Here is a 19,634-nt window from a genome sequence, read left to right as displayed (position 1 = left end):
ACGCCCGGTTACATTCCGAACCCGGAAGCTAAGCCTCATAGCGCCGATGGTACTGCAGGGGGGACCCTGTGGGAGAGTAGGACGCCGCCGAACTTTACTTGATAAAGCCTCGGCCCCAGACAATGTCTGGGGCCGAGGCTTTTTTGCGTTTCTGGACTTATATTCCTTTCCCTCGGCCTTTCGTTGCTTACAGGCGGCCGGCTGCTTTGAGGGAGAGGTAGGCGTCGGCCAATGCAGACGCGAGATTCTTGGGGGTGGCGTCCACGACCGTGACGCCGCGGCGGCGGAGTTGTTCCGCTGTGCGATGGCGTTCCGACTGGGCCTGGGCCGCGGCTGCGGCGTCGTACACCGCCTCTGTTGTTCCGCGAGAGGTGGCCATTTTCTGGATGTGAGGGTCGGCCACCGATGCCACCAGGACCTTGTGGCGCTTGGTGAGGCGGGAAAGTACCGGGAGCAGGCCCTCTTCGATCGGGGTGGCGTCGAGGCCGGTGAGCAGCACGATCAGGGAGCTGCGCGGTGCGGTGCGGAGGGCCGTCGAGGTCAGGCCCCGGGAGTCCGTTTCGACCAGTTCGGGCTCGAGTGTGGCCAGGGCGTTGACCAGGGAAGGCAGGACGTCCCTTGCTGAGCGTCCCTGGACCAGGGCGCGTACCCGGCGGTCGTAGGCGAGGAGGTCCACGCGGTCGCCGGCGCGGGAGGCGAGGGCGGCGAGGAGGAGGGCGGCGTCCATGGAGGCGTCGAGGCGTGGGGCGTCGCCGACCCGGCCGGCCGAGGTGCGGCCGGTGTCGAGGACCAGCAGGATGTGGCGGTCGCGTTCCGGGCGCCAGGTGCGGACGGCGACGCTTGACTGGCGGGCGGTGGCGCGCCAGTCGATGGAGCGGGTGTCATCCCCCGGAACGTAATCGCGGAGGCTGTCGAATTCGGTGCCCTGGCCGCGGGTGAGCACGCTGGTGCGGCCGTCGAGTTCGCGTAGGCGGGCCAGCTTGGAGGGGAGGTGCTTCCGGCTGGTGAAAGGGGGCAGGACGCGCACGGTCCAGGGGACTTTGTGGCTGCCTTGGCGGGTGAAGAGGCCGAGGGGGCCGTACGAGCGGATGGTCACGCGGTCGGCTTGGTGGTCGCCTCGGCGGGCGGGGCGCAGGTGTGTCGTGAGGCGGCGGCGTTCGCCGGCCGGGACGGTGAGGGGGTGCCGGGACGCGGTGACGTCCGTGCCGGGCTGTCGGCTGCTCGGGGGCCAGGCGTCGCGGACCTCGGCGCGCAGGGGGCGGCCGGAGGGGTTCGTGACGGTCAGCTCGATGTCGGCGGATTCGCCCAGGCGTACGGAGGTGTCGCCGGAGCGGGTCAGGCCGAGCCGGCGTACGGGGGCGGCCAGGGCGAAGTCGCAGGCGCAGGCCAGGGCCAGTGGGGTGTTGACGGCGAGGATGCCGGTCCAGCTGGGGTCCCAGAGTCCTACGGGGAGGGTTCCCAGGGCTGCCAGGAGGGCGGTGCGTCCGGTGAGGGCCATCAGCGGGGGACCGGGACGTGGGCGAGGATCGCGTTGATGACGGAGTCGGCGGTGACGCCCTCCATCTCGGCTTCCGGGCGGAGTTGGATCCGGTGGCGGAGGGTGGGCAGGGCGAGGGCCTTCACGTCGTCGGGGATGACGTAGTCGCGGCCGGTGAGCCAGGCCCAGGCGCGGGCCGTGGAGAGCAGCGCCGTCGCGCCCCGGGGAGAGACGCCGAGGGTGAGGGACGGGGATTCGCGGGTGGCGCGGCAGATGTCGACGACGTACGCGGTGATCTCGGGGGAGATGGACGTCTTGGCGACGGCTGCCCGGGCGGCTTCCAGGTCGGCGGCGCCTGCCACGGGGCGTACGCCGGCGGCGTGCAGGTCGCGGGGATTGAAGCCTTCCGCGTGCCGGGTGAGGACGGCGATCTCGTCCTGGCGGGAGGGGAGAGGGATCGTCAGTTTGAGGAGGAAGCGGTCCAGTTGGGCTTCGGGGAGGGGGTACGTGCCTTCGTACTCGACCGGGTTCTGGGTGGCCGCGACGAGGAAGGGCTCGGGGAGGGCGCGGGGGGTGCCGTCGACCGTGACCTGACGTTCTTCCATCGCTTCGAGGAGCGAGGACTGGGTCTTGGGCGGGGTGCGGTTGATTTCGTCGGCCAGGAGGAGGTTGGTGAAGACGGGGCCCGGCTGGAAGGAGAACTCGGTGGTGCGGGCGTCGTAGACGAGGGAGCCGGTGATGTCGCTCGGCATCAGGTCGGGGGTGAACTGGACGCGTTTGGTGTCCAGTTCGAGGCTGGATGCGAGGGCGCGGACGAGCAGTGTCTTGGCTACCCCGGGGACTCCTTCGAGCAGGACGTGGCCGCGGCAGAGGAGGGCGACGACGAGGCCGGTGACGGCGGAGTCCTGGCCGACCACGGCCTTGGAGATCTCGGTGCGCAGGGCTTCGAGGGAAGCGCGTGCGTCGCCGGGGTCTCCGGCGGGCCCGGTGTCCGCTGAGGGCCCGTTGTCAGTGGTCGGGTCCATCATGAGTGGCGTACCTCACTTTCGAGGGCGTCGAGTTGGTCGGCGAGGGCGATGAGTGCTGCGTCGTTGCCGGGGGGTGGGCCGAAGAGGAGGGAGTGCGGGTCTTGGCCGGGGGTGCGCAGGCGGGTGGCGAGTGCGGGGATCAGGGTCTCGGGTGCGTGCGCCTGGGCGGGGGATACGCCGACGAGGGGGGCGACGCGGTCGCGGGCGGCGGTGCGTAGGGCCGCGGCCGCGCGGTCGCGGGCGTTGGCCTTGCGGTAGAGGCGTGCGCGGCCTTCGACGGCTTCGGAGGCGCGGATGGCGACGGGGAGGCGTTCGGCGACGAGGGGGCCGAAGCGGCGGGCACGCCACAGGGCGGCGAGTGCGGCGGCGATGAAGAGCTGCAGGGTGCCCCAGAGCCAGCCGGAGGGGATCAGGTCGAAGAAGCCGCGGCGTTCGGAGTCGGTGGCCGCCGCGTCGTCGGAGAGGGAGGGGAGGTACCAGACCAAGTGGGGGCGTGAACCGAGGAGTTGCAGGGCGAGCGACGCGTTGCCGTGCTCGTCGAGACGGTCGTTGTAGAGGATGTCGGGGGCGCCGAGGACGACGGTGTCGCCCTTTCCGCGGGGGGCGGGGAGATGCAGAAGGCTGGGCAGGCCGTCGCTGAGGTAGCAGGCCTCGGCGTCGGGAGCGAGGGTGTCGTAGCGGATGCCGCCCATGTCGGCGGTGCCGGCGCGGCGGGCCTCGGGGAGCGGGCAGCCGGCGGGGAGCGTGGAGTCGGTGCTGGTCGTGGCGTCCGCGGTGACCCCGGGGGCGAGGGTGCCGATCGACGGGGTGCCGGGGGCGACGAGCACGGTGCGGCCGCCGGAGTCCTCGGTGGAGGCGTGCAGGCCGGAGCGCTGGCGGTCGGTGAGTACGTCGGGGTTGGCCACGAGGAGGGTCGTGTCCGGGCCGGCCGCCGACCGGGCCTCTTCGGTGCTGGTGACCACGCGGGTGGACACGCCTCGGTCGGCGAGGAGTTCGGCGACGGCCCGGCTGCCGTGGGAGTCGGCGGAGCGCGGGTCGAGACGGCCGTGCTGGGCGCCGGAGCGGACCGCGGCGATGACGACGGCCGCCGCCAGGAGGACGACCAGGGCGAGGACGATGCCTCGGGAGCGGGTCCAGAGCCGGCGGGGCGTGAGGGAGAGCGAGGTCGGGGCCGCGCTAGACGGCGGGTCGGGCTGCGGCTGTTCCGTGGCGGTGGGCGGGGCGGGCCGGGGCGGCTCGGCGGCGGGGGTGGGGCCGGTCATTCGGCGGCCCCCTGGGAGTTGCTGCTCGGTGTGGTGTGGGCGGTGCTGGTCAGGGCCGGTCTGGTGTTCTCCAGGTCCCGGTCGAGCTCGGCCAGGCGGAGGTACGCGGCTTCGTCGGCGGTGCGGCCGCCGTATGTGACGTCGTCGAAGTCGCGGGCGGCGGAGCGGAGTCGGCCGGTGTGGGCGGGGAGGGTGCGGCCCGCCTCCGCTGCGGCTTCGTCGGCGGTGCGGCCGGGGCGGGGGTCGAGGAGCGCGCGTTCCTCCAGGGCGCGGACGACGGCGCGCATGCGTTCCTGTACGGCCTGGTTCCAGTGGGCCTGGGCGGCGTGTGCCTCGGAGGCCGCGCGGTGTTCGGCGGCGCTGCGGGGGCGGTCGTCGAAGAGAGCCGGGGCGGAGGTGGGAGCGCGGTGCGGGGTGCCCAGGCGCCACCACAGGGCGCCGATCACGAGTACGACCGCGAGCACGATGACCAGGAGCCCGAGTCCGCCGCCCGGGGTGACTCCCGAGGCGGCGGAGAACAGGTCGTCGACCCAGCCCCAGAAGCGGTTCAGGGCGCGCTGGAAGAGGCTGGGGTCGTTCTCGTGGTACATCGGCTTGGACAGTTCGCGTTCGGCCGCCTCCCGCGCGGGATCGCGCGGGATCGTCACCGGTGGCTCGTCGCCGGTGCGCGGCAGGAGCGGTGCCCCTCCGAGCGCTCTGAGTACTGCCTCGCTGAGTACTGCCCCCGCCGCGGTCACCGCATCAGCTCCCCGCTGTGCCGGACGGGGTGGGGCCGTGGCCGGGGAGGCCGGCGGCGCGGGCGAGTTCGAGGTCGAGGGCCTCGCGGCGGATCCGCTGGTCGATGTAGAGGAGGACGGTGACCCCGGCCGTGATCGGGAACGTCAGCATGGAGCCGATGACCGAGCCGACGCCGCTGACGATCAGGAACGTCCAGCCCAGTTCGCCGGTGCTGTCGAGGAAGCCGGTGACGCCTTCGCCGCTGACCGCGCCGGCGATGAACGTGAACGGGATGACGATGATCGACGCCACGACGTTCGCGATGATCGCGGCGAGCAGCTGGATGCCGAAGACCCGCCACCAGGAGCCGCGGACCAGCTTGGTGGAGCGGATCAGGGACTTCTTGATGCCCTGCTTCTCCAGCATGAGCGCGGGGGAGGCGAGGGAGAGGCGGACGACGACCCAGATGGCGACGACGCCCGCGCCGAGGCCGCCGAGTACGGCCAGGCCGGCTCCGGCGTCGGACCCGCCGGCCAGCGCGATCAGCAGGCCGGGCAGGATGCCGGCGAAGACGATCGCGGCGCCGATGAGCGGGATGAGCAGGGTCAGGCCGACCAGCTTGGCCAGCTGGGGGCGGGCGTCCCGCCAGGCCTCCGTGGCGGTGACCGACTTACCGAGCACCGCGCGGCTGGTGACCATGGTGAGCAGGGCGGTCGCGACGATCGTGCCGAGCAGGGTGATCGCGAGGACCACTCCGGAGCTGAGCATTGTGTCGCCCATGGCGCGGGTCAGTTCGCCGACGGTCGCGCTCGGGTCGTCGAGGGCCTCGGTGTCGACGGACTCGTTCAGGACGAGTCCCTGGAGGAGGACGACGACGATCTCCGTGAGCACGGCCACGGTCAGGGAGATGCCGAGGACCGTGCGCCAGTGGGCCCGCATGGTCGACACGGCGCCGTCGAGGATCTCGCCGACGCCGAGCGGGCGGAGCGGGATGACGCCGGGCTTGGCGGCGGGCGGCGGGCCCTGCCAGGCTCCCCAGCCCCGGTAGCCGCCGGGGCCGCCCGGAGCGCCCGGCCCGCCGGGGCCGGCGGGACCGGCGGGACCGCCGGGGGGCTGGTTGCCCCAGCCCCAGCCGCCGCCCTGGCCGGGCGGCGCGGGCGGTGGCGGCGGTGTCCCGCCCGGGGCGGGGGTGCTGGGCGGGGACCACTGGGCGGGCGGCGGCTGCTCCTTGGACCACTTGGACGGGGCGCTGCGGCCGCTGTCGTCGGCGGGCTCGGCGGCGTCCGGCTTGCCGGAGTCCTGTCCGTCGGAGGGGGCAGATCCGGGCGAGGCCCAGCCCGGAGTGTCGTTCATCGTCGCTCCTTCAAGGTGCCCGTCCGCGGGTGCGGCGGCAGGTTGCCAGCCATCGTGCCACGGTGCGGGCACGGGGTGACCGGGCGCCGTAGCGGCTGTACACCTTCAATTGTCCGTCGGGTACGGGGCAGACTGGGCGGATGGCTGATCAGTACGCGCAATCCAGCGAGGACATACGGCCGACCGAGATCTCGCGGGTTCCCGCGATCCGTTGGGACGACCCACCCGAAGGCCCCGTGCTGGTCGTCCTCGACCAGACCAGGCTGCCGGGCGAGGAGAGCGAGCTGGTGTGCACGGACGCACCGGCTCTGGTGGAGGCGATCCGGACGCTCGCGGTACGCGGGGCGCCCCTGCTGGGCATCGCGGGGGCGTACGGCGTCGCGCTCGCCGCGGCACGGGGCTTCGACGTGGACGAGGCGGCGGGGTCGCTGGCGGGGGCGCGGCCCACCGCGGTGAACCTCGCGTACGGAGTGCGCCGGGCCCATGCCGCGTACCGTGCCGCGGTCGCGGGCGGGGCCGATGCCCGGCAGGCCGCGGATGCCGCGCTCGGGGCGGCGCGGGCGTTGCACGCCGAGGACGCCGAGGCCAGCACCAGGATGGCGGCGCACGGTCTGGCGCTGCTCGACGAGATGCTGCCCGGTGGCGGGCACCGCATCCTGACGCACTGCAACACGGGGGCGCTGGTCTCCGGAGGGGAGGGCACGGCGTTCGCGGTGGCGCTCAAGGCGCACCGGGAAGGCAGTCTGCGCAGGCTGTGGGTGGACGAGACGCGGCCGCTGCTGCAGGGGGCCAGGCTCACCGCGTATGAGGCGGCGCGGAACGGAATGGCGTACACCTTGCTCACGGACAGTGCGGCGGGTTCGCTGTTCGCGGCGGGGGAGGTGGATGCCGTGCTGGTCGGTGCGGACCGCATCGCGGCCGACGGTTCGGTGGCGAACAAGGTGGGGAGCTATCCGCTGGCCGTGCTGGCTCGATATCACCATGTGCCGTTCATCGTGGTGGCGCCGGTGACGACGGTCGACCCGGAGACCCCGGACGGGGCGTCCATCGAGGTGGAGCAGCGGGCCGGGCATGAGGTGACGGAGGTCACGGCGCCGCATGTGCCGGTGGCCGGGATGGAAGCGGGAGGCGGGATTCCGGTGGCACCCCTGGGGACCCAGGCGTACAACCCCGCGTTCGACGTGACGCCGCCGGAGTTGGTGACGGCGATCGTCACGGAAGAGGGCGTTCTGTCACCTGTGACAGCAGAGGGCCTTGCCGAGCTGTGTGCCAGGTCACGCCAGGTAACGATTAGCTAATGGGATGATGTCAGGCATGAAGGGACGAGTCCTTGTCGTCGACGACGACACCGCACTGGCCGAGATGCTCGGGATTGTGCTGCGTGGTGAAGGTTTTGAGCCGTCGTTCGTAGCTGATGGCGACAAGGCGCTGGCCGCTTTCAGGGAGGCGAAGCCTGATCTTGTACTGCTCGATTTGATGTTGCCGGGGCGTGATGGCATCGAGGTGTGCCGCCTGATCAGGGCGGAGTCCGGGGTGCCGATCGTCATGCTCACGGCCAAGAGCGACACGGTGGATGTGGTGGTGGGCCTGGAGTCCGGGGCCGATGACTACATCGTCAAGCCGTTCAAGCCGAAGGAGCTCGTGGCCCGGATCCGGGCGCGGCTGCGGAGGTCGGAGGAGCCGGCGCCGGAGCAGCTGGCCATCGGTGACCTGGTCATCGATGTGGCCGGGCACTCCGTGAAGCGGGACGGGCAGTCGATCGCGCTGACCCCGCTGGAGTTCGACCTGCTGGTCGCGCTGGCGCGCAAGCCGTGGCAGGTGTTCACACGTGAGGTGCTCCTCGAGCAGGTCTGGGGCTACCGGCACGCGGCGGACACCCGTCTGGTGAACGTGCACGTCCAGCGGCTGCGGTCCAAGGTCGAGCGGGATCCCGAGCGGCCGGAGATCGTGGTGACCGTCCGTGGTGTCGGTTACAAGGCCGGACCGAGCTGACGTGTCCCGGGACAGTTCCACCTCGGCGCCCGGCGGTCCGGGGGCTCGCCCGGGGCGGACTGGACCGGCGCGTCGCGCGTCCCGGTTCGGGCGGCTCGTCGACGGCGGGATGCTGTTGCAGGGCGGGGTGCAGGGCAGCCCTGTGCTCCGCCTTTTCGTCCGCTGGGTGCGCCGCCCGCTGCTGCCCGCCGTGCGGCTGTGGCGGCGCAACATCCAGCTGAAGGTCGTCGTCACGACCCTGCTGATGTCGCTCGGCGTGGTCCTCATGCTCGGCTTCGCCGTCATGAGCTCGGTGAACAACGGCCTGCTCAAGGCCAAGGTGAAGGCGTCGCAGAGCCAGGCCGACGGTGGCTTCAGGGCCGCGCAGGACAGCGTCAACGCGGCGCGGCAGAGCACCGGACAGGGTCAGGGGCAGGACGGCAGCACCGTGGACGGGCGTAACGCCGCCGTGTGGATGTCCGACCTCGTCGAGCAGCTCTCCAGCGGCGGGCAGAACGCCTTCGCCGTGGTGACGCTGAGCCCCACCTCCGCGGGCGACTCCGGAAGTGTGCGCGGGTCGAGGGCCTCGGGCGGCGTCGAGCCGATACTGAGCGTGCCCGAGGAGCTCCGCCGTCAGGTCGACGACGGCACCGGTGTCTACCAGGCCAATACGCGGGTCGTGTACGACGACGGCCGTGAGCCGCAGTCCGCGTTGGTGATCGGCAAGCGGCTGAACGACCTCAACGGCGATCCGTACCAGCTGTACTACCTCTTCCCGCTGACGCAGGAGGAGGAGTCGCTGAACCTGGTCAGGACGACCCTCGCGACCGCCGGGCTCTTCGTCGTGGTGCTGCTCGGCGCCATCGCCTGGCTGGTGGTGCGTCAGGTCGTCACGCCGGTCCGGATGGCCGCGGGCATCGCCGAGCGGCTGTCCGCCGGGCGCCTTCAGGAACGTATGAAGGTCACCGGAGAGGACGACATCGCACGGCTCGGCGAGGCCTTCAACAAGATGGCGCAGAACCTCCAGCTGAAGATCCAGCAGCTGGAGGAGCTGTCGCGGATGCAGCGGCGGTTCGTGTCCGACGTCTCGCACGAGCTGCGTACGCCGTTGACGACGGTGCGGATGGCCGCCGATGTGATTCACGAGGCGCGGGTGGACTTCGATCCGGTGACCGCGCGGTCTGCGGAGCTGCTCGCCGACCAGCTGGACCGTTTCGAGTCGCTGCTCGCCGATCTGCTGGAGATCAGCAGGTTCGACGCGGGGGCGGCCGCGCTGGAGGCCGAGGCGATAGACCTCCGTGAGGTCGTACGCCGGGTCGTCGGCGGCGCGGAGCCGCTCGCCGAGCGCAAGGGCACGCACATACGGGTCATCGGCGACCAGCAGCCGGTGGTCGCCGAGGCAGACGCCCGACGGGTGGAGCGGGTGCTGCGCAATCTCGTCGTCAACGCCGTGGAGCACGGTGAGGGCAAGGACGTCGTGGTGCGGCTCGCCGCCGCCGGCGGCGCGGTCGCCGTCGCGGTGCGGGACTACGGAGTGGGCCTCAAGCCGGGCGAGGCGACCCGGGTGTTCAGCCGCTTCTGGCGGGCGGACCCGGCACGCGCGCGGACGACCGGTGGTACGGGCCTCGGCCTCTCCATCGCCCTGGAGGACGCGCGGCTGCACGGCGGCTGGCTGCAGGCGTGGGGCGAACCGGGCGGGGGTTCGCAGTTCCGGCTCACGCTGCCGAGGACGGCGGACGAGCCGCTGCGGGGTTCGCCGATACCGCTGGAGCCCGACGATTCGCGGCGCCACCGCGGTCTGAACGACGCCGGGCTGCCCCTCGCGGGTGGGAACAAGCTGGCCACGGTCCCCGCGCAGGCGTCCGCCGCGACGTCCGAGAGGGTCCCGCCGCCCGTGCCCGCGAAGGGGCCCATACCCCCGCGGCTGCTGCACACCGGGCCCGTGGACCCGACAGCGCTGCCGGGCAACGGATCGCGGGTCGTGCCGCGCCGACAGCCCGACGACGAGACGCCGAGCGAGTCCGGTGGTGCGAGTGGCCCGGGTGGCGTCAGTGGTGACGGTGCCGGGGAGTCGGAGAGGGAAGAGGAGAACACGCGTGGGCGCTGAACCCGCCGGGCGCGGCCGCCGTGCGGGCCGCAGGCGTCCGCTGCGCACCGGACTGCTGCTGGGCAGTTGCGGCGCGCTCCTCGCCGGGTGCGCCTCGATGCCGGACAGCGGGAACCTGAAGTCCGTCGACACCTCGCAGCGTCCGGACTCGCAGTCCCAGGTCCGTGTCTACGCGATGCCGCCGCGCGAGGGCGCCCGGGCCATCGAGATCGTGCAGGGCTTCCTGGAGGCGCTGACCAGCGACGACCCGCAGTTCGCGATGGCGCGCAAGTATCTGACCAAGAAGGCGTCGCGGGAGTGGAACCCGGAGCAGTCCACGACGGTGCTCGCCGACGGTCCGAACACGGACGCGGGCAACGCGGCGAACGAGGGTGAGGGCAGCCGCCGCTACACCCTGACCGGTCATCAGGTCGCGCGGGTGGACGACCAGCACGCGTACCGCCCCGAGGACGGCGCGTACAGCCAGTCCGTGCACCTCAGCCAGGACGGCGGCCCGGGCGGTAACGAGTGGCGCATCGACCAGCCGCCGCCGGGCGTGGTGCTCGGGGAGTCGGACTTCCAGCGGATCTACCGGCCCGTCAACAAGTACTACTTCGCCGGTCCCGCGGGAGCGGGCGTGAGCGGCCGGACGGGACTCGTCGCGGACCCCGTCTACATCCGGCAGCGGATAGACCCGCTGACGCAGACGGTGAAGACGCTGCTGAAGGGGCCGACCAACTGGCTCCGGCAGGTGGTGCTCTCGAGCTTCCCGAGCGGTACGGAGCTCAAGGACCCCGACAAATCGCTGACGCTCGACGACCAGAACCGGCTGACCGTACAGCTGAACAGCAAGTCGGACGGCGCCGGGCAGACGAGGTGCAAGGAGATGGCGGCGCAAATGCTGTTCACCTTGCAGGACTTGACGCCTTCGGGGGTCGAGCAGGTGACGTTGCAGCGTTCCAACGGCTCGATGCTCTGTGTGCTGAGCCAGGAGCGTGCCGAGACCGTCGCGGCCCACCGCAGCGCCGACCGCCCCGACTACCAGTACTTCGTCGACGAGAAGCGCCGGCTGGTCCGGATGTCCGCCAACTCCGGGAGCGCGGCGGACCCGGAGCCGGTGACGGGCCTCCTCGGCACCGGTGAGCAGCCGTTGCGCTCGGCGGCGGTCTCGCGCGACGAGCAGCGCGCGGCCGGGGTTTCCCTCGACGGCAAGTCGCTGTACACGGGGTCGCTGCTGTCGGACGACGCGATCGGCAAGGCGCAGCTGCGCAGCAAGGCCAAGGCGGAGGAGGACCGCCTCTCCACGCCGAGTTGGGACGGCAGGGGCAACCTGTGGGTGGCCGACCGCGACCCGAAGCGGCCGCGGCTGCTCTGGCTCGACCAGGGGGCGGGCGAGCCGGTCGAGGTCGAGGTGCCCGCGCTGGACGGACGCGTCCAGGAGGTGCGGGTGTCGGCCGACGGCGTGCGCATCGCCTTCCTCGTGGAGAAGGACGGCAAGACGTCCCTGTGGATCGGCCGCGCCGAGCGGAGTGAGGGGGACGGGGAGCGGCCTGAGATCTCGGTCCTCGACCCCACGCCCGCGGCGCCGCGGATGGAAGAGGTCACGGCCATGTCCTGGGCGGGCGGCAGCCGCCTCGTGGTGGTCGGCAGGGAGACCGGCGGGGTGCAGCAGATCCGGTACGTCCAGTGCGACGGCTCGGTGCTTCCGGGCACCGCGCTGCCCGGCCTGACCGGCGTCAAGGAGATCGCCGCCTCGGAGGACGAGCGGCAGCCGCTGGTGGCGCACTCGGACGACGGGATCGTGCGGCTGCCGACGGGCTCGCAGTGGCAGACGGTGGTGAAGGAAGGCAGGGCGCCGGTCTATCCGGGGTGAGTCGGCGCCGGCCCGCCGGGTCGGGTTGAGCCGGCGCGGGCCGCTCGCTGTCACTGGCGCGGGCCTGCCGGGGTGAGCCGGCGCGGGCCGTGTGCTGTCACTGGTGGGCAGTTGCCCACAGGGGATTGACCAGGTTATCCACAGGGGTGGCCGGGCGGTCCCCGCCTTGGCACAGTGGGGGGCATGCGGGGGTGGTGGCGGGACCTCACCGATCTGGTGCTGCCGGCCGAGTGCGAGGGCTGCGGGGAGCCACGGACGGTGCTCTGCGACGAGTGCCGCGGGGCCCTGTGCGGGTCGGTGCCGTGCCGGGTGCGGCCTGATCCGGAGCCGGGCGGGCTGCCTGCCGTGTACGCCGCGGCGCCGTACGAGGACGCCGTGCGGGCCATGCTGCTCGCCCACAAGGAGCGCGGCGCACTGGGGCTCGCGGCGCCGCTGGGATCGGCGCTCGCCGGAGCCGTGTGTGCCGTTCTGCGGGCCGAAACCCGGGTGTCCGGTGATATGGGGGCGCGAACGTGGGTAGGCGGCACACAGGATGGACCACAGGGGCGGGTGATGCCGTTGTCGCTCGTGCCTGTGCCGTCGGCGTGGGCGGCGGTGCGGGCCCGCGGGCACGACCCGGTGCGGCGGATCGCTCTGGCCGCGGCGGGTGAGCTGCGGCGGGCGGGAATCCCGGCGCGGGTGCTCGCGGTGCTGCGGCAGCGCCGTGCGGTGGCCGACCAGTCGGGGCTCGACTCCCGGCACCGGCAGGCCAATCTGTCGGGCGCCCTGGAGGTGACCGCCGGGGGCGGCCGGCTGCTGGCGCAAGGCGGCCGGGTCGTGGTCGTGGACGACCTGATGACGACCGGCGCCTCATTGGCGGAGGCCGCCCGGGCATTACGTGCCGTGCGCACGGAAGGGAACGCGGGAGCGAAGGCCCTACGAGAGCCGGGAACGGGGGTTGTACGAAGGCCGGAATTGGGCTGCGAGAACACGGTCCGCGCGGCCGTTGTCGCCGCGTCGCCACATTCTTTCGAAATAAACCGGAACTGACCGAGAATCTGCATCGTTGCAGGTGATGAGAGGGTCGTTACACCTGAATGGAGGTACGTCGCAGTAGAGGGTGACGACATCCGTCCGGGCGAGATATGTTCGGTTGTGAGGAATGGCGGACGCCGTCCCTCGCATATCGGAATGAATGCCGGTCTGTGTGGTCCGCGCGCTGGTCTGCGGGTTTCGCAATCACCCTGGCCGGTGGGGTGGAGATCTTGCCCACGGGGGAGGAGGAGGTGGAAGTCACCGAGTCCGAGGCTCCGGGAGTCACCGGGGTCTGGTGCAAAAGGGAGATGCTCCGCCACTGAAGCGGAGCGATCCGGGAACGGAGTTCTGCGTGGACATCGTCGTCAAGGGCCGCAAGACCGAGGTGCCCGAGCGGTTCCGCAAGCACGTGGCCGAGAAGCTGAAGCTGGACAAGATCCAGAAGCTCGACGGCAAGGTGATCAGCCTCGACGTCGAGGTGTCCAAGGAAACCAACCCGCGTCAGGCCGACCGTTCCGACCGTGTGGAGATCACCGTCCGCGGACGCGGACCCGTGATCCGCGCCGAGGCCTCGGCAGCCGACCCCTACGCGGCGCTCGACCTGGCCACCGCCAAGCTCGACGCGCGCCTGCGCAAGCAGCACGAGAAGCGCCACAACCGCCGCGGCACCGGCAGGCTCTCCGCCGCCGAGGTCGCCGAGCGGGTCCCGGACGCGGCGCACTTCAACGGGGACGGCTCCATCGCACGCGACGAAGAGCCGGACGGCGTGCCGGTCAAGAAGATCGGCTCCCTGGAGATCCAGGGCGAAGGCCCCCTCGTGGTCCGCGAGAAGACGCACGTCGCGGCACCCATGTCGCTCGACCAGGCGCTCTACGAGATGGAACTGGTCGGCCACGACTTCTATCTGTTCGTCGACTCCGAGACCAAGGAACCCAGCGTCGTCTACCGACGGCACGCCTACGACTACGGCGTCATCCGGCTCAACACCGACCCCATGGTCGCCAAGGCCGAGACGGGCGGCGGAGGCGGAGCCCTCGGCGGCTGACCACCGCCCCCCGACAGCCGAGGTGGTGCCCCTGGAGCGCCTGTGCGCCCCCAGGGGCACCACCGTGCGCCCAGTGCGCGCGCCGCACCGGCGCCGGGCATGAAATCATGGGCGAGCCGGTCAACCGGTGTGCTGCCGCCTGGCGTTGGCGCAGCAGAAGCACAACAGGCCGCGGCCTTCATGGGGGAGGAACGATGGCGGACAGCTTCGGACCGATGCGTCACCAGGGTGCCGGCGACGGCATCGGCATCGGCACGGACGCGGGCGCCCCACGCAAGGAGCCCATCAGGGTCCTTGTGGTGGATGACCACGCCCTCTTCCGCCGCGGCCTAGAGATCGTCCTCGCCGCCGAGGAGGACATCCAGGTCGTCGGCGAGGCGGGCGACGGCGCGGAGGCGGTGGACAAGGCCGCCGATCTGCTGCCCGACATCGTGCTCATGGACGTCCGCATGCCGAAGCGCGGCGGCATCGAGGCGTGCACCTCCATCAAGGAGGTGGCGCCCAGCGCCAAAATCATCATGCTGACGATCAGCGACGAGGAAGCCGACCTCTACGACGCCATCAAGGCGGGCGCCACCGGCTATCTCCTCAAGGAGATCTCCACGGACGAGGTGGCGACGGCGATCCGCGCGGTCGCCGACGGACAGTCGCAGATCAGCCCCTCGATGGCGTCCAAGCTGCTCACCGAGTTCAAGTCGATGATCCAGCGCACCGACGAGCGGCGGCTCGTCCCCGCGCCCCGGCTGACCGACCGGGAGCTCGAAGTGCTCAAGCTGGTCGCCACCGGGATGAACAACCGTGACATCGCCAAGGAGTTGTTCATCTCCGAGAACACCGTGAAGAACCACGTGCGCAACATCCTGGAGAAGCTGCAGCTGCACTCCAGGATGGAGGCCGTCGTCTACGCGATGCGGGAGAAGATCCTCGAGATCAGGTGAGCGCCGCCACCAGCTCGGCGGTCAGTTCCGGGCGGTTCACCCGCTCCACCCGCACCGCGTCGCAGCCCACCCAGGACGCAGCCTCCAGCAGCGCCTGAGCCATCGGGGCCACCGCCTTCGGGGTGTCGAGCGTGACCTGCTTGGCGACCAGGGTGCTGCCCTCGCGCGCGGGGTCGACCCGGCCGAGGAGCCTGCCGCCCGCGAGCAGCGGCATCGCGAAATAGCCGTGGATCCGCTTCGGCTTCGGCACGTACGCCTCCAGGCGGTGGGTGAAGCCGAAGATCCGCTCGGTGCGCGCCCGCTCCCAGACGAGGGAGTCGAAGGGGGACAGGAGCGTCGTCCGGTGCCGGCCGCGCGGCGTCGTCTCCAGGGCCTTCGGGTCCGCCCAGGCGGGCTTGGACCAGCCCTGGACCGTCACCGGCACCAGACCCGAATCCGCGACCACCGCGTCGAACTGCTCGCCCTTGAGCCGGTGGTAGTCGGCGATGTCCGCACGCGTGCCGACGCCCAGCGCCTCACCGGCAAGGCGGACCAGCCGGCGCAGACACGCCGCGTCGGACAGGTCGTCGTGGAGCAGCGCGTCCGGGACGGCGCGCTCCGCCAGGTCGTACACCCGCTTCCAGGAGCGGCGCTCCGTGCACACCACCTCGCCGTGCATCAGCGCCCGCTCGACGGCGATCTTCGACTCGGACCAGTCCCACCACTCGCCCTTGTTCTTCGCGCCGCCCAACTCCGTCGCGGTGAGCGGGCCTTCGGCGCGGAGCTGCTTGATGACCTGGTCGTACGCACCGGCGGGCAGGTCGTGGTGCCACTGGGGGCGGGTGCGGTAGGCGCGGCGGCGGAAGGCGAAGTGCGGCCACTCCTCGATGGGGAGGATGCACGCGGCGTGCGACCAGTATTCGAAGGCGTGCGTATCCGTCCAGTACGCCGCTTCGACGGTGTCGCGGCCGACGGCGCCGAGCCGTGCGTACGGAATCAGTTCGTGCGAGCGGGCCAGGACCGAGATCGTGTCGAGCTGGACCGCGCCGAGGTGGCGCAGCACGCCCCGCACCCCGGATCTGCGGTCGGGGGCTCCCAGGAAGCCCTGGGCGCGCAGGGCGATGCGGCGGGCCTCGTCGGCGGAGAGTTCGATGGCGGGGCTCGGCAGGCTCGTCATGGTTCGAAGATAGGGGGCGCCACTGACAGTGGACCCTCACGCCCTCGCGGGCAGGTACGGGTGCGGTGACGGCATGCCGAGGTCCGAGGGGAGCAGCGCGCCGACCCAGCAGTCACGGAGCGTCTCCTTGTTGAGCAGCCCCGCGCGGTGCACGCCCTCCACGGTGAAGCCGGCCTTCTCCACGACGGCCCGCGAGCCGGTGTTGCCGACCTCCGCGCGCCACTCCAGGCGGGTGCAGCGCAGGTCCGTGAAGGCCCAGCGGGCGAGACCGAGCACGGCCTCCCGCATGTAGCCGCGGCCCCGGTGCTCCTTGGCCGTCCAGTAGCCGACCTCCCAGGTGCCCGAGCGCGGGTGGTGCAGGCTGGCGGCGGCGAGCAGGGGGCCGCCCGCCAGAGGACGTACGGCGAAGGTGTACTCGGAGTCGTTGCGCCAGCCCTCGGGAACCATGGTGCGCACGAAACTCTCGGCGTCCACGCGCGCGTACGGCGACGGGATGGTGGTCCAGCGCTGGATGTCCGGGTCCTGACAGGCCGCGTAGGTCTCGTCGACGTCCTCGGGGATGAAGACGCGCAGGTACAGACGTTCGGTGGTGAGGGTGACGGGCTCCATCAAACGATTCTGCTGGGACGGACCGCGGGGATCCAGCGATTTGCCGCCTTTCGCGATCACCGTTCCGGTGACCGGCCCGGCACCTTCGGCGCCCCTCGTCCGTTGACGTCATGGCACACCTCCCGGCGCGGCCCGGTCCTCGCATACGATGGCCGTTGCCCGACGAGTAAAACCGACCATGCCAGGCCCGACCGGCAAGGAGACCAACCCCCGTGTCCGTCCTCTCGAAGATCATGCGTGCAGGCGAAGGCAAGATCCTGCGCAAGCTGCACCGCATCGCGGACCAGGTCAACTCCATCGAAGAGGACTTCGTCAGCCTCTCCGACGCCGAGCTGCGCGCGCTTACCGAGGAGTACAAGGAGCGATACGCCGACGGCGAGACGCTCGACGACCTCCTGCCCGAGGCCTTCGCGACGGTCCGCGAGGCCGCCAAGCGCGTCCTGGGCCAGCGCCACTACGACGTCCAGATGATGGGCGGCGCCGCGCTGCACATGGGCTATGTCGCGGAGATGAAGACCGGTGAGGGCAAGACCCTCGTCGGCACCCTGCCCGCTTATCTGAACGCCCTCTCCGGCAAGGGCGTCCACCTGATCACGGTCAACGACTACCTGGCCGAGCGCGACTCCGAGATGATGGGTCGTGTCCACAAGTTCCTGGGCCTGAGCGTCGGCTGCATCCTGGCCAACATGACGCCGGCCCAGCGCCGCGAGCAGTACAACTGCGACATCACGTACGGCACGAACAACGAATTCGGCTTCGACTACCTGCGCGACAACATGGCGTGGTCGAAGGACGAGTTGGTGCAGCGCGGCCACAACTTCGCGATCGTCGACGAGGTCGACTCGATCCTCGTCGACGAGGCCCGTACGCCGCTGATCATCTCCGGCCCCGCCGACCAGGCCACCAAGTGGTACGGCGACTTCGCCAAGCTGGTCACCCGCCTCACCAAGGGCGAGCCCGGGAACCCCCTCAAGGGCATCGAGGAGACCGGGGACTACGAGGTCGACGAGAAGAAGCGCACCGTCGCCATCCACGAGTCCGGCGTGAGCAAGGTCGAGGACTGGCTGGGCATCGACAACCTCTACGAGTCGGTGAACACCCCCCTGGTCGGCTACCTCAACAACGCCATCAAGGCCAAGGAACTCTTCAAGAAGGACAAGGACTACGTCGTCATCGACGGCGAAGTCATGATCGTCGACGAGCACACCGGCCGTATCCTCGCCGGCCGCCGCTACAACGAGGGCATGCACCAGGCGATCGAGGCGAAGGAAGGGGTGGACATCAAGGACGAGAACCAGACCCTCGCCACCATCACCCTCCAGAACTTCTTCCGCCTCTACAAGCGCGAGGGCTACGACAGCGGCCTCTCCGGCATGACCGGTACGGCCATGACCGAGGCCGCCGAGTTCCACCAGATCTACAAGCTGGGCGTCGTGCCGATCCCGACGAACCGGCCGATGGTCCGCGCCGACCAGTCCGACCTGATCTACCGCACCGAGGTCGCGAAGTTCGCCGCCGTCGTCGACGACATCGCGGAGAAGCACGAGAAGGGGCAGCCGATCCTGGTCGGCACCACCTCCGTGGAGAAGTCGGAGTACCTCTCGCAGCAGCTGTCGAAGCGCGGCGTCCAGCACGAGGTGCTCAACGCCAAGCAGCACGACCGTGAGGCGACGATCGTCGCTCAGGCCGGCCGCAAGGGCGCCGTCACCGTTGCCACGAACATGGCCGGCCGAGGCACCGACATCAAGCTCGGCGGCAACCCCGACGACCTCGCCGAGGCGGAGCTGCGCCAGCGCGGCCTCGACCCCGTCGAGCACCCCGAGGAGTGGGCCGCGGCGCTGCCCGCCGCCATGGAGAAGGCCGAGCGGGCCGTCAAGGCCGAGTTCGAAGAGGTCAAGGAGCTCGGCGGGCTCTACGTCCTCGGTACCGAGCGGCACGAGTCGCGCCGTATCGACAACCAGCTGCGCGGTCGCTCCGGCCGTCAGGGCGACCCGGGCGAGTCCCGGTTCTACCTGTCGCTCGGCGACGACCTGATGCGTCTCTTCAAGGCCCAGATGGTCGAGCGCGTGATGTCCATGGCGAACGTGCCGGACGACGTGCCGATCGAGAACAAGATGGTGACCCGCGCGATCGCCTCCGCGCAGTCGCAGGTCGAGCAGCAGAACTTCGAGACGCGTAAGAACGTCCTCAAGTACGACGAGGTCCTCAACCGGCAGCGCGAGGTCATCTACGGAGAGCGCCGCCGCGTCCTGGAGGGCGAGGATCTGCAGGACCAGATCACGCACTTCATGGACGACACGATCGACGCGTACATCGCCGCGGAGACCGCCGAGGGCTTCGCCGAGGAGTGGGACCTGGACCGGCTGTGGGGCGCCTTCAAGCAGCTCTACCCCGTCAAGGTCACCGTCGAGGAGCTCGAGGAGGACGCGGGCGACCGCGCGGGCCTCACCGCCGAGTTCATCTCCGAGGCCATCAAGGAAGACATCCACGAGCAGTACGCGGCCCGTGAGGCGCAGCTCGGCTCCGACATCATGCGTGAGCTGGAGCGCCGCGTCGTCCTCTCGGTCCTCGACCGCAAGTGGCGCGAGCACCTCTACGAGATGGACTACCTCCAGGAGGGCATCGGCCTCCGTGCCATGGCGCAGAAGGACCCGCTGGTCGAGTACCAGCGCGAGGGCTTCGACATGTTCAACGCCATGATGGACGGCATCAAGGAAGAGTCCGTCGGCTACCTGTTCAACCTGGAGGTCCAGGTCGAGCAGCAGGTCGAGGAGGTCCCCGTCGAGGACGCGGCGCCTTCCCTGACGAAGGACGGCGCGCAGGACGCGGTGCCCGCGGGGGCCCCGGCCACCCGGCCGGAGATCCACGCCAAGGGTCTGGAGGCACCGCAGCGGCCCGACCGCCTGCACTTCCAGGCGCCGAACGCCGAGGGCGGCGTCGACGAGGGCGACTTCACCACGGACGGCTCCGAGGTCCGGTCCGAGGCGGACGGGATGACCCGGGCGGAGCGGCGCAAGGCCCAGAAGGGCGGGCGTCGCCGCAAGAAGTAGCGGTGTCGCTGTCCTGTGACGTGAGCAGAGGGGTCGGATGGCCCTGAGCGGAGGG

The 19,634-nt window shown here is 71.1% G+C and carries 15 protein-coding genes and 1 rRNA gene; 9 read left to right on the top strand and 7 right to left on the bottom strand.

The genetic code is table 11. The features are described from left to right. Nucleotides 1-93 (top strand): 5S ribosomal RNA (rrf, locus tag ACI2L3_RS35565); the annotation flags it as partial. Between the two features lie 94 nt (nucleotides 94-187). On the opposite strand, the gene ACI2L3_RS35560 is transcribed toward rrf, so the two are convergent. Genes ACI2L3_RS35560 through ACI2L3_RS35540 form a run of 5 tightly spaced genes read right to left on the bottom strand, consistent with a single transcriptional unit; the run spans nucleotide 188 to nucleotide 5,837 of the window. Then, nucleotides 188-1,498 (bottom strand): DUF58 domain-containing protein, encoded by a 1,311-nt coding sequence (locus ACI2L3_RS35560; protein WP_404756557.1) that lies wholly within the window; start codon nucleotides 1,496-1,498, stop codon nucleotides 188-190. Further along, nucleotides 1,498-2,502: an AAA family ATPase gene (locus tag ACI2L3_RS35555; RefSeq protein ID WP_404756561.1), complete on the bottom strand. Its 1,005-nt coding sequence runs from the start codon at nucleotides 2,500-2,502 to the stop codon at nucleotides 1,498-1,500. The genes ACI2L3_RS35560 and ACI2L3_RS35555 overlap by 1 nt, the downstream gene beginning before the upstream one ends. After that, nucleotides 2,502-3,767, bottom strand: coding sequence for a DUF4350 domain-containing protein (locus tag ACI2L3_RS35550; RefSeq protein ID WP_404756556.1), 1,266 nt, complete (start codon nucleotides 3,765-3,767; stop codon nucleotides 2,502-2,504). Before ACI2L3_RS35550 ends, ACI2L3_RS35555 begins: the two co-directional genes overlap by 1 nt. After that, the gene (locus ACI2L3_RS35545) at nucleotides 3,764-4,504 is read right to left on the bottom strand and encodes a DUF4129 domain-containing protein (RefSeq protein ID WP_404756555.1); all 741 of its coding nucleotides are present in this window, start codon (nucleotides 4,502-4,504) and stop codon (nucleotides 3,764-3,766) included. Before ACI2L3_RS35545 ends, ACI2L3_RS35550 begins: the two co-directional genes overlap by 4 nt. Before the next feature lie 4 nt (nucleotides 4,505-4,508). After that, complete coding sequence (locus tag ACI2L3_RS35540) at nucleotides 4,509-5,837, bottom strand: hypothetical protein (protein WP_404756554.1); 1,329 nt, start codon at nucleotides 5,835-5,837, stop codon at nucleotides 4,509-4,511. A 140-nt stretch (nucleotides 5,838-5,977) separates the two neighbouring features. Between ACI2L3_RS35540 and mtnA the strand changes: the two genes are divergently transcribed. The 7 genes from mtnA to ACI2L3_RS35505 all read left to right on the top strand — a co-directional run bounded on the left by mtnA (nucleotide 5,978) and on the right by ACI2L3_RS35505 (nucleotide 14,764). Further along, nucleotides 5,978-7,135: an S-methyl-5-thioribose-1-phosphate isomerase gene (gene mtnA / locus ACI2L3_RS35535; protein ID WP_404756553.1), complete on the top strand. Its 1,158-nt coding sequence runs from the start codon at nucleotides 5,978-5,980 to the stop codon at nucleotides 7,133-7,135. Between the two features lie 4 nt (nucleotides 7,136-7,139). Next, nucleotides 7,140-7,829: a two-component system response regulator MtrA gene (gene mtrA / locus ACI2L3_RS35530; protein WP_189176211.1), complete on the top strand. Its 690-nt coding sequence runs from the start codon at nucleotides 7,140-7,142 to the stop codon at nucleotides 7,827-7,829. Between the two features lies 1 nt (nucleotide 7,830). Further along, nucleotides 7,831-9,915 (top strand): MtrAB system histidine kinase MtrB, encoded by a 2,085-nt coding sequence (mtrB, locus tag ACI2L3_RS35525; RefSeq protein ID WP_404756552.1) that lies wholly within the window; start codon nucleotides 7,831-7,833, stop codon nucleotides 9,913-9,915. After that, entirely contained in the window at nucleotides 9,905-11,767 is a 1,863-nt protein-coding gene (locus ACI2L3_RS35520; protein WP_404756551.1) for an LpqB family beta-propeller domain-containing protein, read from the top strand. The genes mtrB and ACI2L3_RS35520 overlap by 11 nt, the downstream gene beginning before the upstream one ends. Before the next feature lie 183 nt (nucleotides 11,768-11,950). Continuing rightward, on the top strand, nucleotides 11,951-12,796 hold the full coding sequence (locus ACI2L3_RS35515; RefSeq protein WP_404756550.1) for a ComF family protein: 846 nt from the start codon (nucleotides 11,951-11,953) through the stop codon (nucleotides 12,794-12,796). Nucleotides 12,797-13,133: 337 nt separating this feature from the next. Then, nucleotides 13,134-13,826, top strand: coding sequence for a ribosome hibernation-promoting factor, HPF/YfiA family (hpf, locus tag ACI2L3_RS35510; RefSeq protein ID WP_404756549.1), 693 nt, complete (start codon nucleotides 13,134-13,136; stop codon nucleotides 13,824-13,826). A 194-nt stretch (nucleotides 13,827-14,020) separates the two neighbouring features. Beyond that, the gene (locus tag ACI2L3_RS35505; RefSeq protein WP_398795889.1) at nucleotides 14,021-14,764 is read left to right on the top strand and encodes a response regulator; all 744 of its coding nucleotides are present in this window, start codon (nucleotides 14,021-14,023) and stop codon (nucleotides 14,762-14,764) included. Here ACI2L3_RS35505 and ACI2L3_RS35500 read toward each other — a convergent pair. Continuing rightward, nucleotides 14,757-15,920 carry a winged helix-turn-helix domain-containing protein gene (locus ACI2L3_RS35500; protein ID WP_404756548.1) on the bottom strand — a complete coding sequence of 388 codons (1,164 nt, stop codon included), beginning with the start codon at nucleotides 15,918-15,920 and terminating at the stop codon, nucleotides 14,757-14,759. The genes ACI2L3_RS35505 and ACI2L3_RS35500 overlap by 8 nt on opposite strands. A 36-nt stretch (nucleotides 15,921-15,956) precedes the next feature. Then, nucleotides 15,957-16,529 (bottom strand): GNAT family N-acetyltransferase, encoded by a 573-nt coding sequence (locus tag ACI2L3_RS35495; RefSeq protein ID WP_404756547.1) that lies wholly within the window; start codon nucleotides 16,527-16,529, stop codon nucleotides 15,957-15,959. Between the two features lie 212 nt (nucleotides 16,530-16,741). Here ACI2L3_RS35495 and secA point away from each other — a divergent pair, with 212 nt between their 5' ends. Further along, complete coding sequence (secA, locus tag ACI2L3_RS35490; protein WP_404756546.1) at nucleotides 16,742-19,579, top strand: preprotein translocase subunit SecA; 2,838 nt, start codon at nucleotides 16,742-16,744, stop codon at nucleotides 19,577-19,579. Nucleotides 19,580-19,634: the final 55 nt, after the last annotated feature.

The sequence above is a fragment of the Streptomyces sp. NPDC029674 genome, from assembly GCF_044903205.1.
In the GTDB taxonomy this organism is placed as follows: domain Bacteria; phylum Actinomycetota; class Actinomycetes; order Streptomycetales; family Streptomycetaceae; genus Streptomyces.
This window is presented reverse-complemented; position numbering and strand designations above follow the sequence as displayed.

Bases quoted from the DNA above. Each gene is read 5' to 3' on its own strand.
- ACI2L3_RS35555 (WP_404756561.1), bottom strand. From the start codon at position 2,502: ATGGACCCGACCACTGACAACGGGCCCTCAGCGGACACCGGGCCCGCC.
- ACI2L3_RS35500 (WP_404756548.1), bottom strand. From the start codon at position 15,920: ATGACGAGCCTGCCGAGCCCCGCCATCGAACTCTCCGCCGACGAGGCC.
- mtrA (WP_189176211.1), top strand. From the start codon at position 7,140: ATGATGTCAGGCATGAAGGGACGAGTCCTTGTCGTCGACGACGACACC.
- ACI2L3_RS35495 (WP_404756547.1), bottom strand. From the start codon at position 16,529: ATGGAGCCCGTCACCCTCACCACCGAACGTCTGTACCTGCGCGTCTTC.
- ACI2L3_RS35550 (WP_404756556.1), bottom strand. From the start codon at position 3,767: ATGACCGGCCCCACCCCCGCCGCCGAGCCGCCCCGGCCCGCCCCGCCC.
- mtnA (WP_404756553.1), top strand. From the start codon at position 5,978: ATGGCTGATCAGTACGCGCAATCCAGCGAGGACATACGGCCGACCGAG.
- ACI2L3_RS35560 (WP_404756557.1), bottom strand. From the start codon at position 1,498: ATGGCCCTCACCGGACGCACCGCCCTCCTGGCAGCCCTGGGAACCCTC.
- ACI2L3_RS35515 (WP_404756550.1), top strand. From the start codon at position 11,951: ATGCGGGGGTGGTGGCGGGACCTCACCGATCTGGTGCTGCCGGCCGAG.
- ACI2L3_RS35505 (WP_398795889.1), top strand. From the start codon at position 14,021: ATGGCGGACAGCTTCGGACCGATGCGTCACCAGGGTGCCGGCGACGGC.
- ACI2L3_RS35540 (WP_404756554.1), bottom strand. From the start codon at position 5,837: ATGAACGACACTCCGGGCTGGGCCTCGCCCGGATCTGCCCCCTCCGAC.